This window comes from Psychrobacter sp. DM4 (assembly GCF_051307035.1).
GTDB lineage: Bacteria > Pseudomonadota > Gammaproteobacteria > Pseudomonadales > Moraxellaceae > Psychrobacter.
The window spans coordinates 1,227,568-1,249,776 of sequence record NZ_CP195536.1; the positions used below are offsets into that span (position 1 = coordinate 1,227,568).

Annotated in this window: 20 protein-coding genes and 1 pseudogene; 12 read left to right on the forward strand and 9 right to left on the reverse strand. The window is 44.7% G+C overall.

The features are described from left to right. Window positions 1–2 precede the first annotated feature (2 nt). On the forward strand, window positions 3–647 hold the full coding sequence (gene pdxH / locus ACR64G_RS05300) for a pyridoxamine 5'-phosphate oxidase (RefSeq protein ID WP_435980645.1): 645 nt from the start codon (window positions 3–5) through the stop codon (window positions 645–647). Window positions 648–761: 114 nt separating this feature from the next. Here pdxH and ACR64G_RS05305 read toward each other — a convergent pair whose 3' ends face one another. The 5 genes from ACR64G_RS05305 to ACR64G_RS05325 all read right to left on the reverse strand — a co-directional run bounded on the left by ACR64G_RS05305 (window position 762) and on the right by ACR64G_RS05325 (window position 5,560). Further along, window positions 762–1,391 (reverse strand): glutathione S-transferase family protein, encoded by a 630-nt coding sequence (locus ACR64G_RS05305; protein ID WP_435980468.1) that lies wholly within the window; start codon window positions 1,389–1,391, stop codon window positions 762–764. Between the two features lie 46 nt (window positions 1,392–1,437). Continuing rightward, window positions 1,438–2,115 (reverse strand): type 1 glutamine amidotransferase domain-containing protein, encoded by a 678-nt coding sequence (locus ACR64G_RS05310; protein WP_435980469.1) that lies wholly within the window; start codon window positions 2,113–2,115, stop codon window positions 1,438–1,440. An 82-nt stretch (window positions 2,116–2,197) separates the two neighbouring features. Next, window positions 2,198–3,247, reverse strand: a complete 1,050-nt coding sequence (locus ACR64G_RS05315) for an NADP-dependent oxidoreductase (protein WP_435980470.1) — start codon at window positions 3,245–3,247, stop codon at window positions 2,198–2,200. 278 nt (window positions 3,248–3,525) lie between these two features. Next, window positions 3,526–4,734, reverse strand: a complete 1,209-nt coding sequence (locus tag ACR64G_RS05320; RefSeq protein ID WP_435980471.1) for an iron-containing alcohol dehydrogenase — start codon at window positions 4,732–4,734, stop codon at window positions 3,526–3,528. A gap of 199 nt (window positions 4,735–4,933) precedes the next feature. After that, window positions 4,934–5,560, reverse strand: coding sequence for a TetR family transcriptional regulator (locus ACR64G_RS05325; RefSeq protein ID WP_435980472.1), 627 nt, complete (start codon window positions 5,558–5,560; stop codon window positions 4,934–4,936). A gap of 400 nt (window positions 5,561–5,960) precedes the next feature. Between ACR64G_RS05325 and ACR64G_RS05330 the strand changes: the two genes are divergently transcribed. Beyond that, a complete protein-coding gene (locus tag ACR64G_RS05330) occupies window positions 5,961–6,125 on the forward strand; it encodes a hypothetical protein (RefSeq protein ID WP_435980473.1) in 165 nt (54 codons plus the stop codon). A gap of 98 nt (window positions 6,126–6,223) precedes the next feature. Here ACR64G_RS05330 and ACR64G_RS05335 read toward each other — a convergent pair whose 3' ends face one another. Further along, window positions 6,224–6,454, reverse strand: a complete 231-nt coding sequence (locus ACR64G_RS05335) for a hypothetical protein (RefSeq protein ID WP_435980474.1) — start codon at window positions 6,452–6,454, stop codon at window positions 6,224–6,226. 152 nt (window positions 6,455–6,606) lie between these two features. On the opposite strand from ACR64G_RS05335, the gene ACR64G_RS05340 reads away from it, so the two are divergent. From ACR64G_RS05340 to ACR64G_RS05355, 4 genes are all read left to right on the forward strand, one after another. Then, on the forward strand, window positions 6,607–7,956 hold the full coding sequence (locus tag ACR64G_RS05340; protein ID WP_435980475.1) for a DASH family cryptochrome: 1,350 nt from the start codon (window positions 6,607–6,609) through the stop codon (window positions 7,954–7,956). Between the two features lie 30 nt (window positions 7,957–7,986). After that, window positions 7,987–8,442, forward strand: coding sequence for a DUF3429 domain-containing protein (locus tag ACR64G_RS05345; protein ID WP_435980476.1), 456 nt, complete (start codon window positions 7,987–7,989; stop codon window positions 8,440–8,442). A 229-nt stretch (window positions 8,443–8,671) separates the two neighbouring features. Beyond that, the gene (locus tag ACR64G_RS05350; RefSeq protein WP_435980477.1) at window positions 8,672–8,872 is read left to right on the forward strand and encodes an NnrS family protein; all 201 of its coding nucleotides are present in this window, start codon (window positions 8,672–8,674) and stop codon (window positions 8,870–8,872) included. Continuing rightward, window positions 8,869–9,069 (forward strand): hypothetical protein, encoded by a 201-nt coding sequence (locus tag ACR64G_RS05355; protein ID WP_435980478.1) that lies wholly within the window; start codon window positions 8,869–8,871, stop codon window positions 9,067–9,069. The genes ACR64G_RS05350 and ACR64G_RS05355 overlap by 4 nt, the downstream gene beginning before the upstream one ends. 246 nt (window positions 9,070–9,315) lie before the next feature. Here ACR64G_RS05355 and ACR64G_RS05360 read toward each other — a convergent pair whose 3' ends face one another. The 3 genes from ACR64G_RS05360 to ACR64G_RS05370 all read right to left on the reverse strand — a co-directional run bounded on the left by ACR64G_RS05360 (window position 9,316) and on the right by ACR64G_RS05370 (window position 11,871). Next, complete coding sequence (locus ACR64G_RS05360) at window positions 9,316–10,062, reverse strand: hypothetical protein (RefSeq protein ID WP_435980479.1); 747 nt, start codon at window positions 10,060–10,062, stop codon at window positions 9,316–9,318. A 35-nt stretch (window positions 10,063–10,097) separates the two neighbouring features. After that, window positions 10,098–10,841 (reverse strand): hypothetical protein, encoded by a 744-nt coding sequence (locus ACR64G_RS05365; RefSeq protein ID WP_435980480.1) that lies wholly within the window; start codon window positions 10,839–10,841, stop codon window positions 10,098–10,100. A 100-nt stretch (window positions 10,842–10,941) separates the two neighbouring features. Next, complete coding sequence (locus ACR64G_RS05370; protein ID WP_435980481.1) at window positions 10,942–11,871, reverse strand: dienelactone hydrolase family protein; 930 nt, start codon at window positions 11,869–11,871, stop codon at window positions 10,942–10,944. A 306-nt stretch (window positions 11,872–12,177) separates the two neighbouring features. Between ACR64G_RS05370 and ACR64G_RS05375 the strand changes: the two genes are divergently transcribed. The 6 genes and pseudogenes from ACR64G_RS05375 (at window position 12,178) to ACR64G_RS05400 (ending at window position 22,184) form a co-directional block, all read left to right on the forward strand. After that, the gene (locus tag ACR64G_RS05375) at window positions 12,178–13,461 is read left to right on the forward strand and encodes an MFS transporter (RefSeq protein ID WP_435980482.1); all 1,284 of its coding nucleotides are present in this window, start codon (window positions 12,178–12,180) and stop codon (window positions 13,459–13,461) included. A gap of 210 nt (window positions 13,462–13,671) precedes the next feature. Then, on the forward strand, window positions 13,672–15,342 hold the full coding sequence (locus ACR64G_RS05380; protein ID WP_435980483.1) for a fatty acid--CoA ligase: 1,671 nt from the start codon (window positions 13,672–13,674) through the stop codon (window positions 15,340–15,342). Window positions 15,343–15,616: 274 nt separating this feature from the next. Next, window positions 15,617–17,665, forward strand: a complete 2,049-nt coding sequence (locus ACR64G_RS05385) for a propionate--CoA ligase (RefSeq protein WP_435980484.1) — start codon at window positions 15,617–15,619, stop codon at window positions 17,663–17,665. Between the two features lie 250 nt (window positions 17,666–17,915). Then, window positions 17,916–19,400, forward strand: a pseudogene (locus ACR64G_RS05390) (CoA-acylating methylmalonate-semialdehyde dehydrogenase). Window positions 19,401–19,589: 189 nt separating this feature from the next. Further along, complete coding sequence (locus ACR64G_RS05395; RefSeq protein ID WP_435980485.1) at window positions 19,590–20,750, forward strand: acyl-CoA dehydrogenase family protein; 1,161 nt, start codon at window positions 19,590–19,592, stop codon at window positions 20,748–20,750. 177 nt (window positions 20,751–20,927) lie between these two features. After that, entirely contained in the window at window positions 20,928–22,184 is a 1,257-nt protein-coding gene (locus ACR64G_RS05400) for an enoyl-CoA hydratase/isomerase family protein (RefSeq protein WP_435980486.1), read from the forward strand. Window positions 22,185–22,209: the final 25 nt, after the last annotated feature.

Genomic DNA, 22,209 nt, shown 5'->3' on the forward strand with positions numbered 1-22,209 from the left:
GCATGGATTTCACTGATAAACGTCTGTCTTATGACAAAGGCGAGCTGGATCAAAACAATATACCAGTATCGCCGTTTGAGCTGTTAAAGACATGGATGAATCAAGCGCTGGAGCAAAAGGTAAAAGAGCCTTATGCGATGAGCCTAGCCACTTGCGGCGCTAATATGAAACCTAGCGTGCGTATTGTACTGCTGCGTGAGATTACTGACACTGGTATTGTGTTCTATACCAACTATGAGAGCGCTAAGGGTCAGGATATCGATGAAAACCCAAATGCTGAGGCTCTATTCTTTTGGAATGAGCTTGAGCGTCAAGTTCGCGTTAGTGGTTCTATCGCTAAGATTGAGGCTGAAAAATCCTCAGCTTACTTCCAAAAGCGCCCGCACGATAGTCAAGTTGGTGCTTGGGTCAGTGAGCCACAAAGCGCAGAGGTAAGCAGTCGTGATGTAATGGAGGCGCGCTTTGAGGCATTAAAGACAAAATACCCAGAAAACGCACAAGTGCCAACGCCAGAGTTTTGGGGTGGTTATGAGATTACCATAGAGACGATAGAGTTCTGGCAGGGCCGCGCTAATCGTATGCACGATCGAGTAGTCTATACTCAAATCGATGATACAAGCTGGAGCACCAAACGCTTATTGCCCTAAATAATGGTGGTTTTTAGCCATTGATTTCAAGGTTTTAAAATAAAAAAAGCAGCTCATTATGAGCTGCTTTTTGTTCTAATAATGACAATCGATAGATCAATGAGATCATGACTATCAGTTTGACTCATCATAGTTAGCTTCTAAACGCATCGTACGCTGATAGCTATCCAAACTCGCTAATTGCATAGCGTATTCTTTGATATGTGGATAGTCATCTAATGCCTCGTTTTTAGCCAACATAATCAAATCAAACGATAGCATAAAGTCAGCACCGCTCAGCTTATTGCCAACGATAAACGATTTACCTTTAACCTCGTCGTTGAGATATCCAAGTAGCTTGTTTTTCTCCGCTCCGATATAGCCGTTCAGAAACTCATTATCAGTGATACCTGCCTTTACGGTAAACAACTCAAGCAACAAAGGCACCATCAATGAGCTTTCGGCAAAATTAATCCACTCCAAATAGCGACCATAAGCGGCACTATCTGGCGCAGGACGCAAGCGCTCAGGTGCGAATCGCTCAATTAACAACTCAGTGATCGCACCAGATTCTGTTACTATTTCACCATCGATCTCAATAACAGGCGACTTGCCCAAAGGGTGCACAGCTTTCAAGCTACTAGGTGCCAAATTGGTCTTAGCATTGCGCTGATAACTAATCACCTCGTAAGGCTCGCCAAGCTCTTCTAATAGCCATAATGTGCGTAGAGAGCGTGAACGATTAAGATGATGCAAACGAATCATAGTGTTACCCTTTTAATAAATATAGAAACTAACTTTTGAGCAAAGATTAGCCGTTAAGTTTGGCTATCAAGCGCTTAGCAGCTTCTTCTGATGACGCTGGGTTCTGACCGGTGATGAGTAGACCGTCTTCAACGACGAATGATTCCCAATCAGCTGCTTTTTCGTAGTTGCCGCCATTGGCTTTTAGGGCGTCTTCTACTAAAAACGGCACGACATCAGTAAGGCCAACCGCGTCTTCTTCAGTATTAGTAAAGCCTGTGACAGTTTTACCTTTTACTAAGTATTCGCCATCGACTTTGACATTTTTGAGTGCAGCAGGCGAGTGACAAACAAAGGCAACAGGTTTGTCTTGCTTGACAAAGGTTTCAATCAAATTGATAGAATTTTGGTCAACAGCTAAATCCCACAATGGACCATGACCACCAGGATAGAATACAGAATCAAAGTCATCGGCTTTTACATCAGCAAGTTTTTTGGTAGTAGCTAGATGCTTTTGCGCATCACTGTCTTCTTTAAAGCGTGTAGTATCTTTGGTTTGGTTGTCTGGGGTATCACTACCAGGATCCAGTGGTGGCTGACCACCAGCAGGCGAGGCTAGGGTAACATTTGCGCCTGCATCCAAAAATGCATAGTAAGGGGCTGCAAACTCTTCTAACCAAAAGCCTGTTTTTTTGCCCGTATCGCCAAGCTTATCGTGTGAGGTGAGTACCATTAAAATATTCATAATTATCCTTAGTTTGTTTACGGTTTGATTAAGTGCTATTTAAAGTAACACTTTTTTGCTTGATTCACTTACTTTGATTGAGCTACTTAACGTCTGACACTTTGACTACTGTTTTGCCAAAGTTATCACCATTTAGCATTTTAACAAAGGCGTCTGGTGCTTGTTCTAAGCCTTCAGCGAGGTGTTCTTTGGTCTTTACCTCATCTGATTCAACCCATTTGCTCATGGTTTTGAGGAACTCTGGGAAGTGATCGCCATACTCTTCAAAGATGATAAAGCCTTTGATCGTGAGACGACGGCTCAGAACATTTCCCATCAACACACCCAAACGATCTTTACCATCAGGTAGCTCAGTTGCGTTGTATTGTGAGACAAGCCCACATACTGGAATGCGAGCATGGGCATTTAATAATGGCATGACCGCGTCAAACACTTTGCCACCAACGTTTTCATAATAGATATCGATACCCTTTGGGCAAGCTGCTTCTAACTGTTCGGCAAAATCATCGGCTTTATGATCGATACAGATATCAAAACCTAATTCGTTAACAGCAAAGTCGCATTTTTCCTTGCCGCCTGCGATACCAACAGTGCGTGCGCCATACAGCTTACCTACTTGGCCAACGGTTGCACCAACGGGACCGGTTGCGGCGGCAACGACTAGTGTCTCACCAGACTGAGGTTTACCGATATCTGTCAGACCCATATAACCTGTGAACCCTGGCATACCGAGCACACCTAAACCATAAGAAGGGTTAGGCATGTCCTTGTCAAGCTTGAGCACACCTTCACCATCGCTGACGCTATAATCCTGCCAGCCGGAATTGGCTACCACCAAATCCCCAACGGCAAAGTTATCAAGGTTAGACTCAACGACCTGAGCGACCGTACCACCCATGATCACATCACCAACATCTAAAGGGTCAGCGTAGCTTTTGGCATCGCTCATACGCCCGCGCATATATGGATCTAACGATAAATAAACAGTACGTAGCAGCATCTCATTGTCATTAGGCGTTGGTATATCGCTAGTGGCCATGTCGAAGTTTTCAGCCTTAGGTTCACCCGCTGGGCGACTGGCTAATTTAATCTGACGATTTGTCTTATCATTTTGTTGTTTATCAAAGCTCATTTTGATACTCCTTATTTTAATTATTTATTCTAATTGTTTATTCTAATTGTTAGGGCGTGTCCTCATTTTGAAGATAGTGACAAAATTTAGCCGTTCTTAACCCATTTAGGTATTGTCGTTCAGCTTGAGGAGCCGCACTAGTTCTAAGGTTTTGTAATTAGCAGCCACTCAACGCACGTCGCAACTGCTAATCATAACGGCTACTATAAAAGATACTCACGTATAGAATCAGCTCATTACTTTTAGTAGCTTATTAGCAATTGGTAGCTTATTAGCAATTAAGCAGCACTTGTTAGAGCACGTTCCAAAATACGGCGCGATACTTCTAAGTCGTTAGTACTATGCTCGCCCAGCTTCACCATGTTATGAGCCTCTAACTGCTTGATAATAGGGTCAATCGCTGACTCATCAAGTTCAGCATCTGCTAAGCTGACAGGTAGGTCGAGGCTTCGAAAGAAATGTTCAGTCTTAGCAATCGCCGTTTCAATGACGCTATCATCATCTTGAGTAGTATCGTTGAGACTCCAAACATTACGTGCATACTGAAGCAACTTGTCTTTTTTGCTGTCTTTGAGCTCACGCAGTACTGATGGCAGTACGATAGTTAGCGTACGAGCATGGTCAATACTGTGCAACGACGTCAGCTCATGACCTATCATATGCGTTGTCCAATCTTGAGGCACGCCAGTACCGATAAGACCATTTAGCGCCATAGTTGCTGTCCACATAATATTTTTGCGGGTTTCCATATTGTCAGAATCCGCTTTAACCGCTGCGCCTTCTTCAATAAGAATCTTAAGTAAGCTCTCAGCAAAAGCGTCTTGCACTTTGGCGTTGACTGGATATGTAAGATACTGTTCCATCACGTGGACAAAGGCATCAGCAACACCATTCATGACCTGACGTTCAGGCAAGGTTAGCGTCTTGGTTGGATCTAAGATTGAGAACTTAGGAAAAGCGAGCGGGTTGCCAAAGGGTAGTTTCGCATGACGTTCACTATGATTAACGACGCCGCCCGAATTCATCTCTGAACCTGTCGCTGGAATCGTTAATACCGCGCCCAAATCAACCGCAGAGTCGAGATCTCGACAGTAGCTGGTGAGCGCATCCCATGCTTGCTCACGTGAGACGGTGCCATCTTCTTCAATCAGTGAAGAGACCAGTGCAACGAACTTACTGCCGTCAATCACTGAACCACCGCCGACCGCTAATAGGAAGTCGATGTTATTCTCATTGACCATATCAGCAGCTTTGAGCAAAGTATTAAACTCTGGGTTTGGCTCAATGCCACCAAACTCAAAAACTTCGCGGCTACCGTTTACGGCTAACGCGGTTCTAACTTCGTCCAAAGTGCCTGTGCGTTCAGCTGAACCGCCACCATAAGTGATGAGTACTTTTGCTTGGCTAGGAACTAAATCTGATAATTGTTCGATTTGGCCCTCGCCGAAGACGATACGTACGGGATTGTAATATTGAAAGTTATTCATAGGATTCCTTAAAGGTATAGATCAAAGTTATTAGGTGTTTTGAACTTGAAAGCGAGATTTGAGTACTTCTCAATTGTGACCATTATATATGAATTAGACCGGTCGTCTAGTAATGTTTACAAAACAGTCTCATAAGTAAAGTATATCGACTGAGTATTTTATATTTGAGCTAAGTGGCAATCTAGTACAGAAGGTATGATTATCGTCCCATCTGAGCTGTTGTCATTTGCCAGACTTCCGCTAGAGGAGTGTTCGTTTGACTGGTCTTGGCAATGAGACTTGCGCCAAGCCAAGCAAAGTACCAACGCTTCGCCATGCTCTCAGCGCCAATATTATCGGTTTGTGGTATTGAGCCCTCTATCCAGCCCGCCTTAATCAAAGAAGTGAGCCATTCGATAGTCTGCTGATAGCCTTCATTCAAAGCACGGCGCATAGATTCTGATATATCAGCGACTTCGGCACTGAGTTTTACGACCAAGCACTTCTCATGATCGCAGCCGTTTTGCTGCGTATCATACCAGCCTTGAAAGTAGGTATATAACTTCTGCTGCGCGTCAGTATCTACAGCGCCCATAGTATCCAATCTTATTTTATAGTTAGCAAAATAGTGGGTAATGATCGCTTCACCAAAGGCTTCTTTTGAGGCGAAGTAATGATAAAAAGAGCCTTTAGGTACACCTGCGGTATCTAGTATTTGTTTGATTCCAACCGCACTAAAACCCTTTTTTGCAAGAAGCTGATACCCAATATCCAAGAGATGCGTTTTGGTATCTGGTGGCTTAGCATCTGACAGCGTAGAATTTGGTTGTGTAGTAGCTATAGACATAAAGTATATGCTCTCCATAAAATCATATAAGGTTATAAAGCAAGGCCATGAGCAGTAGTAGCCGATACTTAAAATTGAGCGAATGGTTTATCGTGCAACTTAGAGTAGCGTTAAGTTGTTGAAGCCTATTGAATAGCGTTATTTCTGTTTTAATGGGGCTTATAATAACATTAGACCAGTCGTCTAGCAAATTGAATTCAGTCAACGTCGTCTAAAGACTTGAAACGACGAATTAGGAGAAGGCCGTAGTATTAATAGCAACGCTCTAAGGATGAGATTTTAGGAGCAATTAAGCAAGCAACAGAGCTGTAGCTAGAGGAACCTATCGCCTTTAATCGTCCCTCACATTTGACTTGCGCTTAATTGCACCCGCCACCTTCCAAGCAGTATCAAAGCGGGTATGACTCACATCAATGACACTAGGGTGAATGAGGAGAGCAATGCGCCGTTTGGCGGTGAGCCGCATTCTACTCTTAGTTGTTTTAACGGGGAGTGGATACTAGAAGAGTTCACTACTTTACACAGGATATTGGCTCAGCATGAGCCGCGTGATTATCCTTTTTAGAAGCACTTTTAGGTGCTAATTGATTTACCGTTAAGTCTTATCTAACTTATATTCAAATAAAGAGATCGCTGTCGTAGCGGTGTTTTTTTGCCTTGAGGTTATTTCAAGGTAAATCCCAGCATGACTTCAATGTCTTTCATCGTCATACGACGCACCAAGGCCTGCTCTTCAACAGATAAGCGATTGGTGTGCTCCTTTATCATCGTATGAATACTGCGGGCAATCTCAGAGGTAGTCGCATAGTACATTTGCGGCTCTTCACGCGTTAATTGTTGTAAGAATCGATTGACTATTTTGCGTTTCTTTACAGGATCGGTATCTTCGCTCATGGCATTCTCCTAGGTATCCGTCATCTAATCATTCAGGCTCTCTTGAGTCAACACAAGGTAAAAAATTGCAACAATTCACACGCTTTATACGGTATATCGCGATTTTACTATTATAGTGATTATAAAGAGATATTTAATTCTAAAGGGTATGTATGACAAATCAGCACGTGGGTAGCGAGTTAAATCATAAAGTCGTATTAATGCTGTTTCATAACGATTTGCGGGTGCATGATAATCAGGCTTTGCATACTGCGGCGCGCCTAGCTGATAATGGATCTCTACTGCTTGCTTATGTATCAGGACTGGCTGATAGCTCAACGCCAAACTGGGGAGAGGCTTATCACTTTGATGAGATGGGGCTGGCGCGTCAGCAGTTTTTAATAGAGAGTTTGACAGATTTGGATGCCTCGCTACAAAATTTTGGCAACAGATTGCTATATTTAAAAGAGGAGCACTCCGAGCAAAATTTAGATGCTTTTATACAGTTATGCCAGCTTATTGAAGCGCAAAAAGTAACCGATATCTGTGTTAGTAGCACCGCTGACTACGCACAGAATTTGGCTTATAGAGCGCTAGAGGATAAGTATCCGCAGATAGTTTGGCACTATCGCTCGACCGTAACGCTTTTTAAATCTATGCCAACCAAAGAGCTGCCCCGAAGCTTTACTCAATTTCGCAAAAAAGTAGAGTACGAGCACAATCTGTTAAGTGCTCAAGATGATCTTGTCACTTGCCAAAATTTTGCCAAGCTGCCCTGTGTGCCTGAAACGCTAGGAAGCAACGATTATACGTTTGAGCCTAGAGCTTTTGATACATCGGTACAGTTAGAGCCAAACTTCAAAGGCGGAGAAGGGCAGGCATTAGCGCACCTAAATGCCTACTTTGACGCGCAAGCGCCAAGTGATTATAAGGTTACGCGTAATGCTCTTGATACTTGGGATCACTCAACCAAGTTCTCGCCTTGGCTTGCTAATGGGAGTTTGTCCGTTAAAGTCTTATTAAACCGTTTGCGTCACTATGAGCAGGAGGTGGTCGCTAATGACTCGACCTATTGGATATGGTTTGAGCTGTTATGGCGCGAGTATTTTTGTTGGTACGGCGTTACTCATGACAAAGATTTGTTTTTGTTCAAAGGTATCAGCAACCGAGCACCCTCCAATCGTCATAATCAGCAGCGCTTGGAGCAGTGGCAAAGCGGCGAAACCAAGTATCCGATTATCAATGCTTGTATGAAGCAATTGAACAGTACCGGCTACATGTCTAATCGGGGTCGGCAGTTAGTTGCCAGTTGCTTTATCCATGAGTTAGGACTTGATTGGCGCTACGGTGCGACTTATTTCGAGCAGCAGCTGATTGATTATGACGTCAGTAGTAATTGGGGCAATTGGCAGTATTTGGCAGGTGTTGGCGCGGACCCTAGAGGCTGTCGTCAGTTTAATCTAAAAAAACAAACGCAGCAGCACGATCCAAACGGCGATTTTATGGATAAATGGCTATCTTGAATCTATCTTAATAACCTATAAGTATTCATTATGAAAAAGCCCAGCCCTTATCTCACGTTTGCAGGTACGATCCCTTTTATCGCTTGCGCTATCATGATCACTTTGGGTATCGATGCGGTCATCGCACTTGGTACGACCGCCGAGGTTTTATCCGCTTATGGACTCGTCATCGCCTCCTTTATGGCAGGCGCGCATTGGGGCAATCATTTAAGCCTAGCGGACGACGATAGTTGGGCGGCAAGATTGCCTATCTTTAGCAATATCGTAGCGCTTGTCTTATGGCTTGGGTTTTTGATCTTATCAAGTGCTGGATTCATCTGGTTACTAATCATCGGGTTTTTGGCTTTGCTCATCATTGACCACGGTCTTTATCAAGCTAATATCATTGATAAAACCTATCTTAAAATCAGAAAGTACGTGACATTAATCGTAGTGATTTCTTTGGTCGTATCAGCGCTTGGGTTGCAAACAGTCATTAAAAAATAAACGTTACTAGAGCAAGGAGAGTGAATCTCGAATAAAGGGTAATACATCGCTGTTTAGATAAAAACATTCATTTGAAATTAATCTTTATAAGTGAATTCAATTACTTTTGTTTTATGTAGAGTGTCATGCAATCTATCAAATTACCTAGCAAGCCACCAGGTTCGCCCCATTCCATACTCAATTTAAGCTTTTGCATTTTCTGTAGTGCAGCGCCAGTTTTGCCGTAGTGATGATGGTGCTGTGGTCATTTGTGTTCACAGGTTATACCTATATAGATGCACAAGTTTTGAATCCGCTGTATTGGCACGGTCATGAGATGATTCATGGGTACGCCTTGGCAGTGGTCGCAGGATTTTTGCTGTCAGCGGTAAAGACCTGGACAGGGGTCATGATGCCACATGGATATAAGCTGCTCAGTACAAGCAGATGAATATTTTAGCTAAGTTTGCGCTATTAACTTTGGGCAGTGGCTTGTGTTACTGGGGCGTTATTAACGCTGATAGGAGTACGACTAGAGTAGGGGTCTACTTAGGGTTTGACTTAATTATTGATTTGGTATTGACCATAGGTCGGCGCATGGATTGCGCTATTTTGCGTGAGCTATCTACCGATGCTCGCTCGCCCTAGACCTGATGGTCTATATGGGTAACAAGACTTGGATAATAAAAATGATACAAAATAAATGGGATATGAGATGCGATTGACCAATTATAGCGATTATGGTTTGATTATATAGAGAGTGTGCGTGGTAAGAGCGGCAGTGTTCGGCTAGCTGTTACACCGAAAGATATAAATTTTTACAGGAAAAAGAGCTACCGTTTTGGCAGCTCTTTTTTATTGATACTTCAATAACATTATTTAAGCTTTTTCAAGTTAAGCTTTTTCAAGCTTAGGACGGGCTTTACTCACCGCCTTTAGTAGTGCCTTTTCAAATCCACCAACTTCAAACTTAATCAAGTTTGAATGCGCGGCACAAAAGTTACTGACATCGCGCCATTCATGAGCAATCTCGGTTGCCCAATCACAGAACTGTTGGCCCGCATCTGGCTCATCATTGAGGGCTTTTTTAGTTGTTGGATGTAGCATAAGCTCTGGTAACACTGCTTCTAGGACTTTGTGCGGCGGACTCATAAAGGTGTCATCAACATGCAGGCTCTGACTGGCAGGATGATAGGCGAGTAGTGAACCTGCGTGAATCATCTCATTAGCATGAATATAGGCGATACCTTGTGACAATGAGAATTGCAATTCAGGATAGCGCTGGGCTACTGCTTTACTTTCAACTAAATCCTCACTCCAATTGACTTCAGGTATCTTTTTTTTGTGGCGGCTACTGCCATAAAATATTGCTTGCGGAAAGTCCTTTGCCATACGGGCGCAATGAACAGTATGAAACGGATGTAAGTTTAGCACCGCTTCAACGTCCGCGCCTTTATTGGTTAGCGCCATGACTTTGGCGCGTACGTCTTCGGTCAAGGTATAGCTGTCCAAAAAGATAAAGCGTCCTGAATCCAGCTTAATTAGTGAACATTGAGTGCCGATGTTAAGAACGCCGCCGATACGAAAGCTGCCTCTAATGTTCCAAAATCCTGCACCCAAATCGATTATTTTATCTGACATAGTTTTATTCCTCTATAGTTTTAGGTTGTAAGATACTAGCCTTCAAGTTCTGGTCGAGCTCTTTTAAGCGTTGCTAATAATGATGCTTCAAATCGTCCTTCTTCAAAGACAACCAAACCTGAATGCGCGCCACAAAAATTACGCACTTCACACCAGTCGTGTGCTAGCTGTGCTAACCAATCACAATATTGCTCGCCAGCATTGGGCTCATCTTTGAGCGCCTTTAGCGTTGCTGGATGCAAATTCAACTCTGCCTGTACATCATTAAACAATTTTGATGGTGGAATCTCAAAAGTATCATCAACATGTATCGTTCGACTGGCAGGATGAAAGACGAGTAACGAGCTGGCATGGACGCTATCATCAGGGGCAATGTAATGAAGGCCTTTGGGCACAGAGAATTTAAGTTCAGGATAGCGCTGGGCTACCGCGTCACTTTCAACCAAGTCCTCTGACCAGTCGACTTTGGGCGCTTGCTTGGGATGACGGCTACTGCCATAAAATATCGCTTGCGGAAAGTCTTTTGCCATCTGTTCACAGTGCACCGTATGAAAGGGATGGACGTTCAAAACGGCTTCAACGTCCGCACCATCATTAGTTAGCGCCATGACCTCTGCGCGTACATCACCAGTCAAGGTATAGCTATCCAAAAAAATAAACTTCCCTGATGCCAGCTTTATGAGTGAGGACTGATTACCTATATCAATTATGCTACTTCTCACAAATGAGCCACGAATGCTCCAAAATCCTGCGCCTAAATCATGAATTTGATCTCTCATTTATACGTCTCCTTTAATCCATATATGTGATTTTGATGTGTCCAGATAGGGTATTGCATGCTATGAACAGAACATGAAAACATTAGCCAGTTAAAATCGTTTATGAGCACTTTGCATAGTCATAAGCAGATATACGAGAATCTTGACTGTAGTCCTCGTTGCGACATAAAAACCGATCGAAACGCGTATCATCATTTAGATATCGTTGCATCCAAGCAATGCTAGGCTTACTCAGTAGTTTCTCGTTGAAGCGATAGCTGGTACAAAAGTGACTGCCGTTATTGATCTCAATCTTCATCTTAGGACCAGTAGTGTTTTTATAAAAGATATTGGTATATTTCTCATTAGAGGCAATGCGATCGTTTTCGCAGGCAATAATAAAGGTCGGGGTATCGATTGCACCGTAGTCTTTATCGTAATAAGGGGTTGCGGGGATAATAGCACGAATAGCATGACGCTCGGTTGCCAGTCTGAGCGCGCCGCCGCCACCCATTGACCAGCCTATAACGCCTAATCGATCGGCGTCGATCATCGATCCCACCGTATCGTCATCGATGATGTGATCAAGCGCTGCGCTCAATTGCTCTGCTCGGCTATCGGGTTCGTCATAGATTGAGTTGGTATTAATAGTAATGACGACAAAACCCCAGGCGGCCAGACGCGGTCCCCACCACTTGATTGAGGACTCATAGGACACATAACCGGGCACAACGGCAATAGCCGCCAAAGATCCACAGCCATTGGCATTGGTTGGATAATGAATCGTACCACCACCAAAACCTTGTGCTAATTTACGCGGTATGCGTTTGGTCATGACTGTAAAAGGACCATTATCGTGAGTTTTTGCGAGATTATCTGCACTGATCTCACTATCGGCAATGCAGCCGGACAATGCAGGGTCTGTCGTTAAGAGAGGCATAGGTTCAGAGTTGAGCTGAGCGGCAGTTGGGCTATGATTACAAGCGCTCATAACACATACTAATGTAGCAGCTACGCCTACAGCTTTGAGCGTTCCAATAGGATTTTTCATAGTTAGAATTCTTTATGGCAAGGGTAAAAAGGGCGGTACTGTCTTAAAGGTAAATGGTTACTAAAGTAAGGTAAATAGTTACTAAAGTAAGTCGCTACTGATAATGGACAAAATAATAGCAGACATCTCCCATCAGCGCCTAAATGCTTACGTCTTTTATACGCGCTACTAGCATGAGCGTACCTACGACTGTGCTACCATAGCGCGCTTGGCCACACAGCCCTGGCGCGTAATCTGCACTGCGCGACAATATTATCTTTTCTATTCCTTGCCAGCTATTTGTGGCAAGATACCTCTGATAAAAATATGAGTACTCGCGTGAATCAAACCCAAGATGATAATCAGGTACAAGATAGTCAGGTACAAGAGGACGCTCCCGTCTCTGTCCAGCCCGCTCAAGCTAATATCCCGCAAACCGACTCACCTTCACTAGTATTGAAGCTCACGATTGGTCTGATCGGGGTATTTGCGTTTTTGCAAGTGTATTCTATCCAAGCCATTTTGCCCGTTCTCATGATTGAGTTTGGAGCCGGTGAGGTTCAACTTGGCATGGTCGTTGGCGCTACCGTTCTGGCGATTGCGATCATGTCGCCTTTTTTGGGTATGCTGTCCGATGCGATTGGGCGCAAGTCACTTATCGTTGGTGCGCTGATATTTTTGGTAATACCGACGGCACTTATTGCCCAAAGTCCTAATATTGAATGGATGGGCGCGTGGCGGTTTATGCAAGGGCTGTCCGTGCCCGGTATTACCGTTGTGATCATTGCTTACATTGGTGAAGAGTTTGAAGGTCGCGCCATGGCCGAGCTGATGTCTTTTTATGTCTCAGGCTCTGTACTTGGTGGTTTTATGGGCCGATTTATATTAGGCCATTTAGAGGAGTTCATTGGCTGGCGTGCCGCTTATTATGCGATGGCAGTCGTGACCCTCATCGGTGCATTATGGGTAGGCAAAGCGCTACCAGCCTCACGTCAATTCATAGCTAATACTAATTTTCGTTCTGCTATGCAGACCTTGGCCGGGCATCTAATAGACCGCTATGTGGTCACCGCTTCTTTGCTTGGCTTTTGTGTTTTGTTCTCTTTAGTAGGATGCTTTACCTTTATCAATCTACATTTGGCGAACACGCCGTATGTCCTCAATAGCGGGCAATTGGCTAATATATTCACGGTGTATCTAATTGGCGTTATAGTGACGCCGTTATCAATCTCTATACTGCGTCGATTCGGAGCTGCCCGCACGGTTCGAGTAGCGGTTATCGCCTCGATGTTTGGGGTATTACTGACTTTGTTATCTCCGTTATGGGGCATTGTTTTGGGACTGACAGTGATGTCGACAGGTGTCTTTATTACTCAGTCAGCAACCATTAGCTATATCGCAGTCAATGTAAAACAGGGGCGCTCGCTTGCCTCAGGACTATATTACATGAGCTATTATGCTGGCGGGACAATGGGCGCGTGGCTGTGCGGATTGGCTTACGCTAGTGGACAATGGCAGACCACAGTTATGCTATTACTGTTCGTGCAGCTGCTGGGTTTGCTTGTTTCGGTGTTTGGTATGGTTAAAACGAAGATGCCTGTGCCTACGTGATGCTGATAAAGCATGCTTACGTAAGCTGACTTTACATAAAACGAGTTTTTTCATACCATCAATTGAGTTTATAGTACTGAGTTAGCCTAGAGTAGTTATTGGGCTTATATGACTAAATACTCATTTTTCAAATACGTAACGCTCAATTATTGAACCATTTTGGCTTTAAATCACTTATATTTTTATAAACACAACGAGGACGTCAAACCTATGTCAAATCATTATAATAGTGCCCCTTTGGCTTATAATTATCCACTCATCATCAAACAGCTTCTAAATCGTGCTAAGACGGTCTCACAGGATCAAGAGATCATTTATGCTGACAAGATACGTATGACTTACTCTGATCTGTTTGCACGTATCAATCGATTGGCAAATGTATTGGCAGATCTAAACCTTGACGCCGGCGACGTCGTTGCCGTCATGGATTGGGATAGCCATCGCTACTTAGAGTCCTACTTTGCGATACCGATGTCAGAGTACATCTTGCAAACCGTCAATGTGCGCTTGTCTCCTGAAAAAGTGCTGTATACCATCAATCATGCCAAACCAAAGGTTTTGATGGTCAATTCTGAGTTTGCGCCCTTGATTAAAGACTACCAGTTTGAAAACTCAAGCATTGAGCATATTATATGGCTTGATGATAATGGTATAACTGTCGAAGGCGTGTTTGGTGATAATCAAAGCCGTGTCACAGGCGAATACGAGTCGTTGCTCAAAGCTGTGGACGATGAGTTTGATTTCCCAGAATTTGACGAAAACACCATTGCAACCACCTTTTATACCTCAGGCACTACGGGCGATCCCAAAGGCGTCTTCTTTAGTCATCGTCAGCTGGTACTCCATAGCATGGCAGAAGCTGCAACGCTCGGTATGCTCCCAAATAAGCAAGGCGTGAGTTATGGCGATGTCTACATGCCAATGACGCCAATGTTCCATGTACATGCTTGGGGATTTCCGTTTACCGCAACGATGGTCGGACTCAAGCAAGTATATCCAGGTCGTTATGCCCCCGATACTTTGTTAGATTTAATTATTAACGAAAAAGTCAGTATTACTCACTGCGTCCCGACTATTTTGCAAATGGTGCTGGGTGAGGCCCAAGAACGTAACGCTAGCTTTGGGGGTCTAAAAATGATTATCGGTGGCTCAAAGTTAACCGAAGGCTTAGCAAAAGCTGCTCTAGCACAAGATATCGAAGTCTACACAGGGTACGGTATGTCAGAGACCGCACCGCTCATTAGCTTGACCGAGTTTAGTCTTGATGAGCCTGAGATGAGTGAGGAAGAAGACATCGCGCGCCGTTGTATGGCAGGTAAGCCTGTACTTATGGTGGATGCTCAGATATGGAGTGAGAAAAATCAATCAGTCGGTACGGGTAAAGATAAAACAGGTGAGCTGGTATTACGTGCGCCTTGGCTGACCCAAAGCTACTTCAAAAATGATGACGCGGGTACTGAGCTGTGGGAAAACGGCTACATGCACACTCAAGACATCGCCTACATGCGTCCTGATGGCTATATTAATATAACTGATCGCCTAAAAGATGTAATCAAATCAGGTGGCGAATGGATATCCTCGCTTGAGATTGAAACGATTTTATCTCTACATCCTTCCGTTGCCGATGTCTCAGTCATCGGGGTAAGGGATAAGCAGTGGGGCGAGCGTCCTATGGCTTTGATTGTACTTAAACCTGATGCCAAAGAGACCAGTAGCGATGATATCAAAGCGGTCGCTGAACAAGCAGTCGAGCGCGGTATTATTCCAAAGTACGGTATCCCTAGCGAGTTTAAATTCGTTGACGACTTGCCTAAAACCTCAGTTGGTAAACATGACAAGAAGCTGATGCGTGAGATGTACGCCGATCAAACAGAGATTTGATGCTCTAAAAGCTTTATGAGTTTTGGAGTGTTATAGGTTTGAGAGTTGATTTTTATCGACAGCTCTGCTACATTTTAAACCGATACGTTATGTATCGGTTTTTCTATTTTTACAATTGACGTAATACCAATAACAAGGCATAACCGATAAGAATCGTCAGCGTCTTAGCTCAATTTAGTTCAATAACGTTGTGCTATTGTTGTATAAACGATAAACGATAAACAGATTCAAATGAAAACCGCACCATTTCTTTCTCGAAGCTAAGGATAGCATTATGAATGAGCAAGACAACCAGCTGACCTCACAGCAAGACTTCCAAAGCACCGATAGTATTACGGACATTGAGTCACAGAACTTTGCTGATATCTATAAATCCTCTATTAATAATCCTGATCAGTTTTGGGCTAAGCAGGCAAAACGTATATATTGGCACAAAGAGCCTGAGCAAATTCTTGACGATAGCAATCTACCTTTTGCCAAGTGGTTCGTCGGCGGTGAGACCAATCTATGCTACAACTGCGTTGACCGTCATCTAAATGGTCGGGCTGAGCAAGATGCTTTTGTTTGGCTTTCATCAGAGATTAACCAAGAACTGATGGAGACTTATGTAGGGGTAGAGCAAGCCTTTAGCGACTTGGGCAACAACGTTGAGTTTTATACCGACTACACAAAACGCCGTTTGACCTATAACGACCTATATAAAGAGGTCAATTATTTCGCTGATGTCTTGCAGCGCCACGGTGTTGGCAAAGGCGACCGGGTTATCATCTATATGCCCATGATACTTGAAGCTGCCTATGCAATGCTAGCCTGTGCTCGGGTTGGGGCGATACACTCTGTGGTATTTGGCGGTTTTGCTGCGCATAACCTAGCGATACGTATGGACGATGCCGAAGCAAAAATGCTTATCACTGTCGATGCAGGTCTACGCGGCAGCAAGGTGATCAATTACAAGAGCTTGGTTAATAAAGGAGTTGAGCAGGCAACCCATAAGCCTGAACAGGTGCTGGTGGTGAACCGAGGTATACTGCCGTTCGAAGCGCAGTCCCTAGATATTGATTATGCAACCGAGCGCCGTATCAGCTGCGCGGCCAATGCTATCGTCGATCCCGTTTGGCTTGAGTCTAATGAGCCGTCATACTTGCTCTATACTTCTGGCACCACAGGTACACCCAAAGGGGTACAACGCGACACAGGAGGACATGCGGTAGCGCTGACGACTTCAATGGACTACATTTATGATGGCAAGGCGGGCGAGACTTTTTGGGCAATATCGGATATCGGTTGGGCAGTTGGTCATTCTTATACTATATATGCACCACTACTAGCAGGTATGACGAGTGTGATGTATGAGGGTCTGCCGCATCGTCCCAATCCTGGTATCTGGTGGCGTATCGTTGAGGCCAATAAAGTCAATATTCTATTTACCGCGCCTACAGGCGTACGTATGCTCAAAAAACAAGATGAGACGTGGATGACGCGCTATGATGTCTCAAGTATCAAGTCGTTCTTTTTGGCTGGTGAACCACTTGATGAGTCAACGGCCGAGTGGCTGACCAAGCATCTAGGCGTACCCATTTTGGATCATTATTGGCAGACGGAATCTGGCTGGCCCATTCTCAGTCATACGCCTAAATTCGACCACAAACCGCATAAGCAAGGCTCACCAGGCTATCCGATGTACGGCTACAAAGCCCACATCCTCAACGAAGAAACAGGAGAGCATTGCGCCGCAGGAGAAAAGGGTTTACTCGCTATTAGTGCGCCGTTGCCACCAGGTTGTTTGACTACGGTCTGGCAAAATGATAACCGTTTTGTAAGTAGCTACTTTAATCTATTCAACGGTAAAGAATACTCGACCTCAGATTACGCCGTAGCAGATGAGGACGGCTACTTTTATATTCTAGGTCGTACTGATGACGTCATTAATGTCGCAGGTCATCGCATTGGCACCCAAGAGATTGAAGAGGCAATCAGTACTCATCCTGAGATGATAGAGTGTGCGGTCGTCGGTATTCATGACGAGCTAAAGGGCGAGTTGCCTATTGCGTTTTGTGTGATAAAAGATCAGGGACTTACCGAATCAACCGAGCACCGCTTTCGTTTGGAACAGCAAGTGATCGGCGCTGTGGTAAAATCACTTGGTGGTATAGCAAGACCTGCCGTCGTGTATTTCCCGCAAGCGCTACCTAAGACGCGTTCAGGTAAGATATTGCGCCGTGCTATTCGAGCGCTAGCTGAGAACAAGCCTACAGGTGATATGTCAACGCTTGATAATCCGCTGGCGATCGATGCGGTCAAGCAATCCATGAAAGACTACTAATATAATTCTCTATAATGATAAGTTTTATTAAAGAGGCTCATGCATTGTCGTGAGCCTTTTTTTAACATGAACGTATCAGGCTATAAATCTATAATAAAGCGCTTGACCCTAAAATTGATTTATTGTTATAGTCAATAACGATACGTAATAAATCATTTTAATTACAGTTTTGTACTTAAACATTCTCATTCCATATACTAATACTATTTTAAACGCTTATTTAAGCACTTAATAAAGATAAGGATATCTTATGCATCACGTTCAGCAGCTCATCAACGGTGAATTTACTCAATCAAATACTAACGAGTGGATCGACATCACAGATCCTGCGACCCAAGAAGTCATTGCCAAAGTCCCTCAGTCAACTGCTGATGAGATCAATGAAGCAGTGGCTGCCGCACAAACTGCCTTCCAAACGTGGCGTAAAACCCCAATCACTACTCGCGCTCGTATCTTTTTGAAGTATCAAGAGCTTATTCGCGCTCACATGGATGAGCTGGCAGAGATACTGACCGCTGAACAAGGCAAAACCCTTGCTGATGCGCGCGGCGATGTATTTCGCGGTCTAGAGGTCGTCGAGCACGCTGCGGGTATTGCCAATCTACAAATCGGTGATTTCGTTGAAAATGTCGCTACAGGCGTCGACACGTATAGCATCTAGCAGCCGCTTGGTGTGTGTGCTGGCATCACGCCGTTTAACTTCCCAGCGATGATTCCACTGTGGATGTTCCCGATGGCGATTGCTACAGGCAATACCTTTATCCTAAAGCCCTCTGAGCAAGACCCGATGGTGACAATGCGTCTTGTAGAGCTGGCAATAGAAGCAGGTGTACCCAAAGGGGTATTGAACGTCGTTCATGGCGGTAAAGCCACTGTCGATGCGATCTGTGATCACCCTGATATCCAAGCGGTTTCCTTTGTAGGATCAACCAACGTAGGCAAGCATGTCTATGAGCGCGCAAGCCAATCAGGCAAACGCGCACAGTGTATGATGGGTGCCAAAAACCATGGTGTTATCTTACCAGATGCTAATAAAGAGCAAACCCTTAACCAATTGGCAGGGGCGGCCTTTGGTGCAGCGGGTCAGCGCTGTATGGCATTATCAGTTGTGGTACTTGTTGGCGCAGCAGGCGAGTGGATCGACGATATCAAAGCCAAAGCAAAAGGCCTTGTGGTATCAGCAGGTAAACATGATAAAGACTTAGGGCCGCTCATATCGCCTACGGCAAAAGCCCGCGTTGAGCAGCTGATCGGCACTGGAGTAGAAGAGGGCGCAAGCTTATTACTTGATGGTCGCGGTATTAGTGTAGAGGGCTATGAGAAAGGCAACTTTGTAGGGCCGACGATTTTTGATCATGTCACCACCGACATGCAAATCTATCAGCAAGAAATATTTGGTCCGGTGCTCTGTATCATGCGTGCCAATAGTTTGGATGAGGCGATAGAGCTGCTTAACGCCAATCCACATGGCAATGGTACTGCAATTTTTACCCAATCTGGCGCGGCCGCACACAAGTTCCAACAAGACGTTATGGTCGGTCAGATCGGTATTAATTTACCTATTCCTGTGCCGCTACCGATGTTTTCGTTCTCAGGATCTCGCGGTAGTAAGCTTGGCGACTTGGGCCCTTATGGCAAGCAAGCGGTACAGTTCTACACCCAAACCAAGACAGTTACCGCACGCTGGTTCGATGATGAAGCCAGTCGTAGTGTCAACACTACTATTTCTATGTAATACTTGAAAAGTAAGTAACATATCAAGGATGCAAAGTTCATAGATTTTGAAGTTACAGCGCTAATCGTGCTTGGTATACTAGCTTACGGTCTACTTTGAGCTAGTGTACTGAATAAGATTTACTCATTTATTTTATATCGAATTAACGTCAAGCCCCTATATTTATAACGTAAGCACAAGGATGACCTAATGGATTTTTTATTGACTGATGATCAGATGGCTTTTCGTCAAACGGCCAAGCAGTTTGCGCAAAAAGAGTTAAGACCGAACGCGGCTGAGTGGGATCGTACTTCACACTTTCCTATTGATGTGATCAAAAAAACAGGTGAGCTTGGGTTTTTGGGTCTCTATACCAATCCAGACTATGACGGTCTAGGGCTATCACGTTTAGACTCTGCAATGATATTTGAGGAACTATCATGGGGGGATACGTCTGTCGCCGCTTATATGAGTATCCACAATATGGCGTCGTGGATGATTGGCGAATATGGTAGTCACGATCTGTGTCAGCAATTTTTACCCAAGATGGTCAGCGGTGAGTGGTTGGGTAGCTACTGCTTGACCGAGCCAAATGCTGGCTCTGATGCGGCCTCACTGCGCACCAAAGCAGAAAAGCTGGGCGATTATTACGTACTAAATGGCGAAAAAACCTTTATCTCTGGCGCAGGATCAACTGACATATTGGTCGTCATGGCGCGCACAGGTGGCGCAGGACCCAAAGGCGTCTCCGCATTCGTCGTTGACGCCCATAGCGATGGCATTGAGTATGGCAAGAACGAGCATAAAATGGGCTGGAAAGCTCAGCCAACGCGCGCTATCAGCTTCAAGGACGTCAAAGTACCTGTATCCAATCTGATAGGGGATGAAGGTCAAGGCTTTAGTATCGCGATGAAAGGGCTCGACGGTGGTCGTATCAATATTGGTATCTGTGCGGTGGGAACCGCCCAATCAGCGCTTGAGACCGCCACCAATTATGTCCAAGAACGCAGTCAATTTGGTAGTCAAATTGCAAACTTACAGTCGGTGCAGTTTAAACTTGCTGATATGCTGACTCAAACTATTACCGCGCGGCAGATGCTCTATCTAGCGGCAAATAAAGTCGATAACTTTGATCCGCAAGCCTCAGTGTACTGCGCGATGGCCAAACGTTTATCTACTGATTTATGCTTTGATGTGGCGAATGAAGCCTTACAACTTCATGGTGGTTACGGCTATCTCAATGAGTATCCTTTAGAACGGCACGTAAGGGATTTACGCGTGCATCAGATACTAGAAGGGACTAATGAGATCATGCGCGTCATAATCTCGCGCCAATTACTCCAAGACGATGCGCTCAATAAGTTACGCTAAATGATATGAGCTACTAGTAGAGGATATGAAAATAAAAATATTAAATCAAAAAGCGCGAAGCCTTCGTCAAACTGTTTGATACCCAAGATCAGCGCGAGGGTATGCAGTCATTTTTAGAGAAGCGCATAACAACTGGCAGAATAAATAAACGCTATATTTTACTTATAGGTCACTTCTATGACAGTCATAAAATACCCAAACACCAAAACAGCCAAACCTAAAACCGCAGATGTTAAAGACGCAGAAGCACCAGTACTATTCGATACCGAGTCGACAGACTGTGGTCACCTTCTAGGTATTATGACCTTAAATGCGCCAAAGTCACTTAATGCGCTGAGTGTTGAGATGTGCCAACTGCTATCCGCGCAGCTCGAAGCGTGGCAAACCAACTCGAAAATTGTGGCTATTGTACTAAAGGGAGCAGGCGACAAGGCTTTTTGCGCAGGTGGTGACATCCGTAAGCTCTATGACAGTATGTCGGCGAATGCGCCACTACCGAATCCGTATGCCACAGAATTCTTTGGTCATGAGTATCGTCTGTATCGGCAGATGCATTTTTATCCCAAGCCGCTGATTCTTTGGGGTGATGGTATCATCATGGGCGGCGGCATGGGTCTAATGGCGGCTTGTAGTCATCGTATCGTCACCGAACGTACGCGCTTTGCCATGCCTGAGATTACTATTGGCTTATTCCCTGATGCCTCGGGTAGCTGGTTTTTGCGACGTATGCCCGCCAAGACTGGGCTGTTCTTAGGGCTGACAGGCGCACTGTGTAACGGCAGTGATGCGTTATTCACGAGCCTCGCTGAGTATGCAGTTGCAGGTGAGGATTACGGTAAAGTGATCGACTGTTTGACGCAAGTAGACTGGAACGCGGCAACCACACTCAATCAAAGCAGCCTAGATACGGTGGCAAGTCAAGCACTAGCGGCGCATCCAGTGGCCAAGTTACCTGAGAGTAAGCTGGCACTATATTGGCAGTCTATTTCTCAAATTATGAACAGTGGCGGTCTCAGTGATATCGATCATCTGTTGCATGATGATGAGGCACTTGCTGATATCAACGCTGATTTTGCTACTGATAAATGGACACAGCGCGCGCTTGCTACTTATCGACACGGCTGTCCAGTTAGTGCAGCTCTGACTTATACGCTGTATTACAAAGCGACGAATCTATCACTTGAGCAAGTACTCTATCTTGAGCTCAATACTGCCGTACACTGCGCAGCTAATCCTGACTTTAGAGAAGGCGTACGCGCTTTACTGATTGATAAAGACAAAGACCCTAAATGGTCACGATCTCTTTTTGAGTGCTTATCCCCTGAGGGTCGTGATTATATTGAACAGCATTTTGACAATCCTTATAGCGCAGGCAAGCACCCCCTAAAGGAATGGCTAGGCGCTGACGCCTTAGGCGCGCAATACGTTCGCTAAGTTTTATGCCCTGATACGTAGTCAA